This window comes from Mesorhizobium sp., from assembly GCF_005063415.1.
GTDB lineage: Bacteria > Pseudomonadota > Alphaproteobacteria > Rhizobiales > Rhizobiaceae > Mesorhizobium.
The window spans coordinates 1-5,886 of sequence record NZ_SUEG01000007.1 but is presented as its reverse complement, the minus strand read 5'-3'; the positions used below and the strand labels follow the sequence as shown (position 1 = coordinate 5,886).

The 5,886-nt window shown below is 62.9% G+C and carries 7 protein-coding genes and 1 pseudogene; 6 read left to right on the top strand and 2 right to left on the bottom strand.

Annotated features, from left to right (window positions below; genetic code table 11):
• The 5 genes from E5W70_RS03590 to E5W70_RS03570 form a co-directional block, all read left to right on the top strand.
• Positions 1-578, top strand: a 578-nt coding sequence (locus tag E5W70_RS03590) for a hypothetical protein (RefSeq protein WP_292654045.1), incomplete at its 5' end; no start/stop codon positions are given.
• Complete coding sequence (locus E5W70_RS03585) at positions 575-955, top strand: hypothetical protein (protein ID WP_292654044.1); 381 nt, start codon at positions 575-577, stop codon at positions 953-955. The genes E5W70_RS03590 and E5W70_RS03585, both read left to right, overlap by 4 nt.
• Positions 955-1,317 carry a hypothetical protein gene (locus tag E5W70_RS03580; protein WP_292654043.1) on the top strand — a complete coding sequence of 121 codons (363 nt, stop codon included), beginning with the start codon at positions 955-957 and terminating at the stop codon, positions 1,315-1,317. The genes E5W70_RS03585 and E5W70_RS03580 overlap by 1 nt, the downstream gene beginning before the upstream one ends.
• A gap of 160 nt (positions 1,318-1,477) precedes the next feature.
• On the top strand, positions 1,478-3,100 hold the full coding sequence (locus E5W70_RS03575) for a GDSL-type esterase/lipase family protein (RefSeq protein ID WP_292654042.1): 1,623 nt from the start codon (positions 1,478-1,480) through the stop codon (positions 3,098-3,100).
• A 79-nt stretch (positions 3,101-3,179) separates the two neighbouring features.
• On the top strand, positions 3,180-4,100 hold the full coding sequence (locus E5W70_RS03570) for a hypothetical protein (protein ID WP_292654041.1): 921 nt from the start codon (positions 3,180-3,182) through the stop codon (positions 4,098-4,100).
• Here E5W70_RS03570 and E5W70_RS03565 read toward each other — a convergent pair.
• A complete protein-coding gene (locus E5W70_RS03565) occupies positions 4,087-4,641 on the bottom strand; it encodes an acyltransferase (protein WP_292654040.1) in 555 nt (184 codons plus the stop codon). The two genes, E5W70_RS03570 and E5W70_RS03565, sit on opposite strands and share 14 nt — an antisense overlap.
• Before the next feature lie 286 nt (positions 4,642-4,927).
• Complete coding sequence (locus E5W70_RS03560; RefSeq protein WP_287149510.1) at positions 4,928-5,131, bottom strand: hypothetical protein; 204 nt, start codon at positions 5,129-5,131, stop codon at positions 4,928-4,930.
• Positions 5,132-5,212: 81 nt separating this feature from the next.
• Here E5W70_RS03560 and E5W70_RS03555 point away from each other — a divergent pair.
• A pseudogene (locus E5W70_RS03555) lies at positions 5,213-5,886 on the top strand (hypothetical protein); the annotation flags it as partial.

Sequence of the window (5,886 nt, the reverse complement as noted above, 5' to 3'; positions counted from 1 at the left end):
CTGCCGGTGTGGCAGCTGGCGACCTGTTTTACGCCAGCGGCCCGAAAGTTCTAACGCGCCTGCCCAAGGGTGCTGCGCGGCGCACGCTGCGCATGGACGCTGGCGCGACCGTACCGGAGTGGGGCGGCGGCAACGGCCCGGCCGATGCTGTCCTGGAAGACCAGAAGCCGTCCGGCACCAGTGGCGGCAGCTCGGCGCCCGGCAATGGCGCCTGGGCAATCCACACACTCAACACCAAGGTCTATGACCCCTACAGCTTGATGGCGCTGGTCAGCAACGTCTTCACGCCGGCGAACGATGGCCGGGTCGAATGGCAGGTCGTCGCCCACGCTATCCCAATTCAGGTACGGCTGTTCGACGTAACAGCCGGCGCCGAAGTCGCGATCGGCATTGGCGGGCACGGAAACTCCTCGCCGGACAGCGGCTGCATCGCCGTCGGCGGCGGTGGCGTCGTCGGCGGGCACGCCTACCGCTTGGAATATCGGACCGGGGCGACCCGTGCCGATGGTCTCGGTGTCGCCTTCGGCTTCGGCTCGATCGAGGTCTACGCCCGCCTGAAATATTGGGGAGACGCATGAGCAATTTCGTCCTTGTCGAAAACGGCATAGTCGTTCAGTCAGACCGTTCGGGCACTGCGCCGGAGGGCTTTATCGAAGCCGATGAATCTGTCTGCCCGGGCTTCCTGTTCGACGGCGAAGTCTTCACCCTGCCGCCGATCGTGCCTGCCATTCCCGATCGGGTTTCGGCACGCCAGTTCAAGCTGCAGCTTCTCAGCGCCGGTCTTCTGGCCGAGGTCGAAGCCTGGATCGCGTCGCAGGGTGCGGCTGTCCAGATCGCCTATGACAATAGCGGCAGCTTTGTCCGCACTGATACAACGATGCAGGCCGGCTTCACGGCGCTTGGTTTCACGGGAGCGCAGGTCGACGCGTTCTTCACCGCCGCGGCGGCGCTCTGATGGCCAAATATGTCTATCCCAATGTCGAGCCGATCCGGCCAGGCTACGATATCGAGTTTCGCCTGCAATTCCCGCAGGATTTGTGGGATGGCGAACAGATCGGCACTGGCCGGCTGGTGGCGCAGTTCCGCTCGGCCGTGCCTGGCCCGGTGCTGTTCGAAGCTGACACTGTTGCCTTGACGATCCAACGTGAGGCGCCGTCGACGCTGGCTTTCTTCCTGTCTGAGGAAGCGACCAAGCCGTTCGCCGCCTCGACCATCGTCGTCTTCGATATTGCTCGCTTCGATGGTGGCGACAGCCGCATCGTGCTCGACCAAGTGATCTGGCCAGTTCTGGAGACGGTAACCCGCGATGTCGTATAACGCGATCCTCGAAATCCCCAATGTCGTCGTCGTCTCCGGCCCGGCCGGGCAGTCCTTCCGACCGGTCGACGATGTCGCCGAACTGACCGCCGATTTCGGCCGCGACGGCGATCGCGCCATCATCCGCGCCGATGGCGACGAGTGGCTGAAGACGGCAGGCATGTGGGCCGCGACCGGGGAAAACTTCTGGGGCACGCTGCTGGAGCAGGGCGCCGCGCAGGTCGACGCGGCAACCGAACAGGCGGGGGTCGCGACAGAAGGCGCGCAGGCGACGGCTGCTGATCGTGTTCAGACCGGGCAGGATCGCACCGCAACCGGTCTTGATCGGGTGGCGACGGGGCAGGATCGTGCCGCGACTGGCGAGGATCGCGTAGCCACCGGGCAAGATCGCACCGCGACCGGCCTGGACAGGCAGGCAACAGCCGCCGATCGCGCGGCAGTGCAGTCCAAATTCAACCACACGGGCGGCCTTCAGCGGCTGCCACAACAGGCCGTCGTCCAGCCCATCATTCTGGGCGCGAACGGCGGCACGTTGCTCGGCATGCGCCTTTCCGATGGCAAGGCGATTCTCAACCTCGCATCGGAGAGCGTCGAAATCGCACCCGAGAACGTCGGCGTCCTACGAGCCATTGACCGGGCAGTCGCCATTCCGGGACGCGGTCTTCACAACTATGTCGGCGTTGATGCCCGTAAACCGATCATCGCCGGCAAGAATGGCGGCGTGCTCGCGTGGTTGGACACCAGCGTCGATCCGCCAACACTCAGCGGTGCCTTCACGCTGACAGGCGTTCAGTATCAGGCGCTGTTCCCCAACGATCTTCGTGGCCGCGTCTCCGACTATGCCGAGATCGTGGAGCAGTCCGTCGAGACATTGCGCTTCATCCGCCCTGTCAACGATGGCAATAATTTCCAGCACTGTGCGCCGGGGGCCCGCGTCGGCTACATCACGACCGCGCAGTACATGCAGCTTGACGTGCACTGGAACAACCTCGTCACCCGGCTCGACACCTACAACACGATCTGCGCGATCTTGGTCGACGGTGTGCTGCATTCCACATTCTCCAGCGGCTTTGCCCCGGGAACGCCGGGAGACCAGAGCTATACTTTCGACTTCGGCTCGGTCGGCCTGCGCAAGGTCGAAATCGTGTGGTGCTACGCTGCCGGGATGGAGCTTCGCCAGACACGTTTTTCGGCCAACGCAGCTTTGGCCATTGCCGATGCTCGTCCGACCAAGATCCTAAACGTGCATGGCGACAGCACCACGCATGGCATGACGGCCAGTTCCATTGTCACCACCTGGTCGTTCGGGCTGGCGGCAGACCTCGGCCGCCAGCTTCTCAACACGGCCAATGGCAGCAACACGGCGGTTGCATCGCAAGGCGCACTCGTTGCGCAGGCGATCCTCGATACGGGCATCGCCGACGCCAAGGCGCTCTACTCGATTGGTATCAACGACTGCATAACCAACCGCGTGCCGACCGCGGCATTCAAGACCGCTGTTGAGGGGTATCTGGCCGGCTTCCGTGGGCTGTGCCCGACCGTCCCGATGGTCTTCTGCGGAGCCTTCTACTGCCCGGCTCACGAGACGGCGCATACCTATCCGTTGCAAGATTACCGCGACGTTTTGCAGGCCATCGTTGTCGCCGCCGCGGATCCGAACCTGACCTATGTCGACGGCAAGACCTTGATGGTGAACAGCGCTGACCGCCTTGTTGGTGACCAGACACATCCGAATGATCTCGGCTGTTCCGAGATCAGGACAAACCTTTTCGCCCACTTCTAGAACAGGATAGGCCCCCCTCATGCCCACTTTCTGGCCCTGCCTCGTACTTCCCTTCGATGTGTCGGGCACGGGTTATTCCGTGGACCCGTCCACCCTTCAGCCGATGTTCCAAGGGCTGGCCGAGCCCGACGCCGAAGGGCATTGGCTGTTCGGCAGCGACAACCCGACCATGGCCGACATGATTTCCGGGCATCTGATGACCCCGCGACTGTCACAGGTGCTGACAGCGGGCGGCAGCGGCTACACCGTGGCCCCGACCCTGACCCGTGTCGGCAGCGGACAAAGCGTGCCGCAGACACTCACTGCCTCGATCTCGGGTGGCGCGGTCAACGGCTACACCGAAACCGATCCCGGCTCGGCGGACGCGACGGCGGCGGGCACAGTATCGGTGGTTGGTGGTGGCACCGGGGCGGTCTTCTCGCCCGGCATCGCTCCCGCCCCGACCCATGGTGCGGGCACACTCACGCTGGCGGACGCAACGACCAACCGCATCAACGGCTACCAGACGCCGTTCGAGATCAAGCGGGATCAGACGGTCTGCCTGGCCGTCAAGCGCAAGGCGCTGGCCAACACGACGATGATCGTCGGCTGGTGGCCTGCTGGCGTCACACGCGCCCCTCTGTGGATGGTGCAGGTGACCGCCGCCAACTACGTCGCCTTCTCCCGTAGTGCGTCTGGCAACTTCTCTGGCGACGGACAGGCGGTAGCTCCACCGGCTGGAGCGGTCGGCGATTGGCTGTTCCTTGCCGTCACCCACGACGCGGCTGGCGCACGTCGTATCGACTGGGGCAACGGCCCGACCTACAATCAGGCGGGTGTGCTCGGCCTGTCCGACCCCAACCACCGGGTCGGCATCGGCAGCAACGTGCCCGCTTACGCGGGTGGCGGCGAGTTCGCCGAGTTGATGGTTTTCCCTGCGGCTAAGACGGCAAGCCAGGTCGCCGCGATTTACGCTCGTTCAAAGGAAAGGCTTCTGGCACGCGGCATCACACTGCTTTGAGGGCGGGTGATTTCGCCCGGATGAGGCGCGCCGGATTGCCGGCAACGGTGGTGAACGGGGCAACATCCTTGGTCACGACGGACCCGGCACCTACCACCGCGCCTTTGCCGATCGTCACGCCTTTGAGGATGGTGACACCAAGACCGATGAAGGCATGGTCTTCGATAGTGACCGGTGCGATGCCGATGCCAGACCAGTCCTTTTTGCCTTGGTTCCAGCCGGCAACATCATGTGCTCGCTGCTTCCAATCGAGCGAGTGAGAATTGTGGTCTACGATCGTCGTCCCCCACGAGATCATCACGTCATTGCCAATGGTTATGCGGTCAGCAGCGACCAAATGACTTTTGCCAATATAGCTGCGGTCGCCGATCGTGATTTGTGCCTCAGGGCGATCATACGAAAAATAACAACTGAGATTGGAACCTCCGCCGATCGTATGATGGCCGTTTCGAGCGGTGCGGACGCTCCGGACGCTCATCTTGGTGCCGTCGCCTGCTTTTATGCCGGCCATGCGATATAAGAAGGGTGGAACGAACGGCATTTAGTTCTCTCCGCGTGGTCTCAGCGCCGGCCGATCTTCAACGATGTGCCCTCCATCGACGAGGAAAAGGTGCCGCCAGTAGAAATGAGCGCAGAGGTCTTCGAACTTTCCTCTTGCCTCTTCCTCGTCATTCGTTTGCAGCATCGCCATCGGAATTCGCCGGTTATCGATGCACTGGACCGAAAACCGGAGATCGGTCCGCTCTCTCGGCAAGTCCGTGTTTGTCACCACAGCTATCCTTTGCATCGCTAGCCGACATTTGCGGCAAGCCGATCCTCTTTGCAAGTCACGCAAACAGAAACTCGCTGGTCCGGCCGCTGGCGATGTGGGTCACGAGCACCCACGGGGCATCAGGGTCTTTTGGCTTTCGGCCAGGCTTAATTGGTTTGTCGGACCCAGCGAGTGCCGCAAGGATATCGCTGCGAGCATGCACGGCCGCAAGTGCCTTCACATCGTCGCCGCGCATCTTGGCCACATAGAAATTGAGCATTAAGCCTCCCGAACAGGCTGAAATCCCTACCGAAAAATCCGAAACTGCACAACCTGCCCGCGAGGGCGGAAAGGAATTGCCATGGCAAAGAGGCCAGCAGCCCGCATCACCAAGAGTCTCGATACACTGCGCAGCCAGGTCAACAAGCTGGCGCCGAAGCGCAGCAGGATTTCCGACGGCTGGCTCGGCGACGCCAAGCACTCGATGCGCAAGTCCGACCACAATCCGGAGCCGGACGGCACGGTCGACGCGCTGGATATCACCCACGACCCGAAGAACGGCGTCGACATCCAGAAGCTTTGCGACGCCATCATTGCGTCGAAGGACCGGCGCGTCAGCTACCTGATCTGCAACGGCAAGATCATCGCCGGCAATGGCGGACCGCGGCCGTGGGCCAAACGCAACTACACGGGGCCGAACAAGCACACCAAGCACCTTCACGTTTCGGTGCTCGACAAGTTCCAGGACGACACGACGCCATGGAGGATCGAAGCAGCGTTCGTCAAGGCCGCGACGGCGTCAGCCAAGCCTGCTCCTGCCGCTCCCGCTCCGGTGGCGCCTGCCAAGCCCAAACCCGCTCCTGCGCCCGCGCCGGCCATCGATAAGGAAACCATCGAGCGCGTCCAGCAGCAGCTCAGGGATCTCGGCTATACCGAGGTCGGCGGCGTCGATGGCAGGAACGGCACACTGACGGCGACGGCGGCGATCGCCAGCATCCACATCCAGCCAGGCACATCGCCGGCTGCATCCTTGAC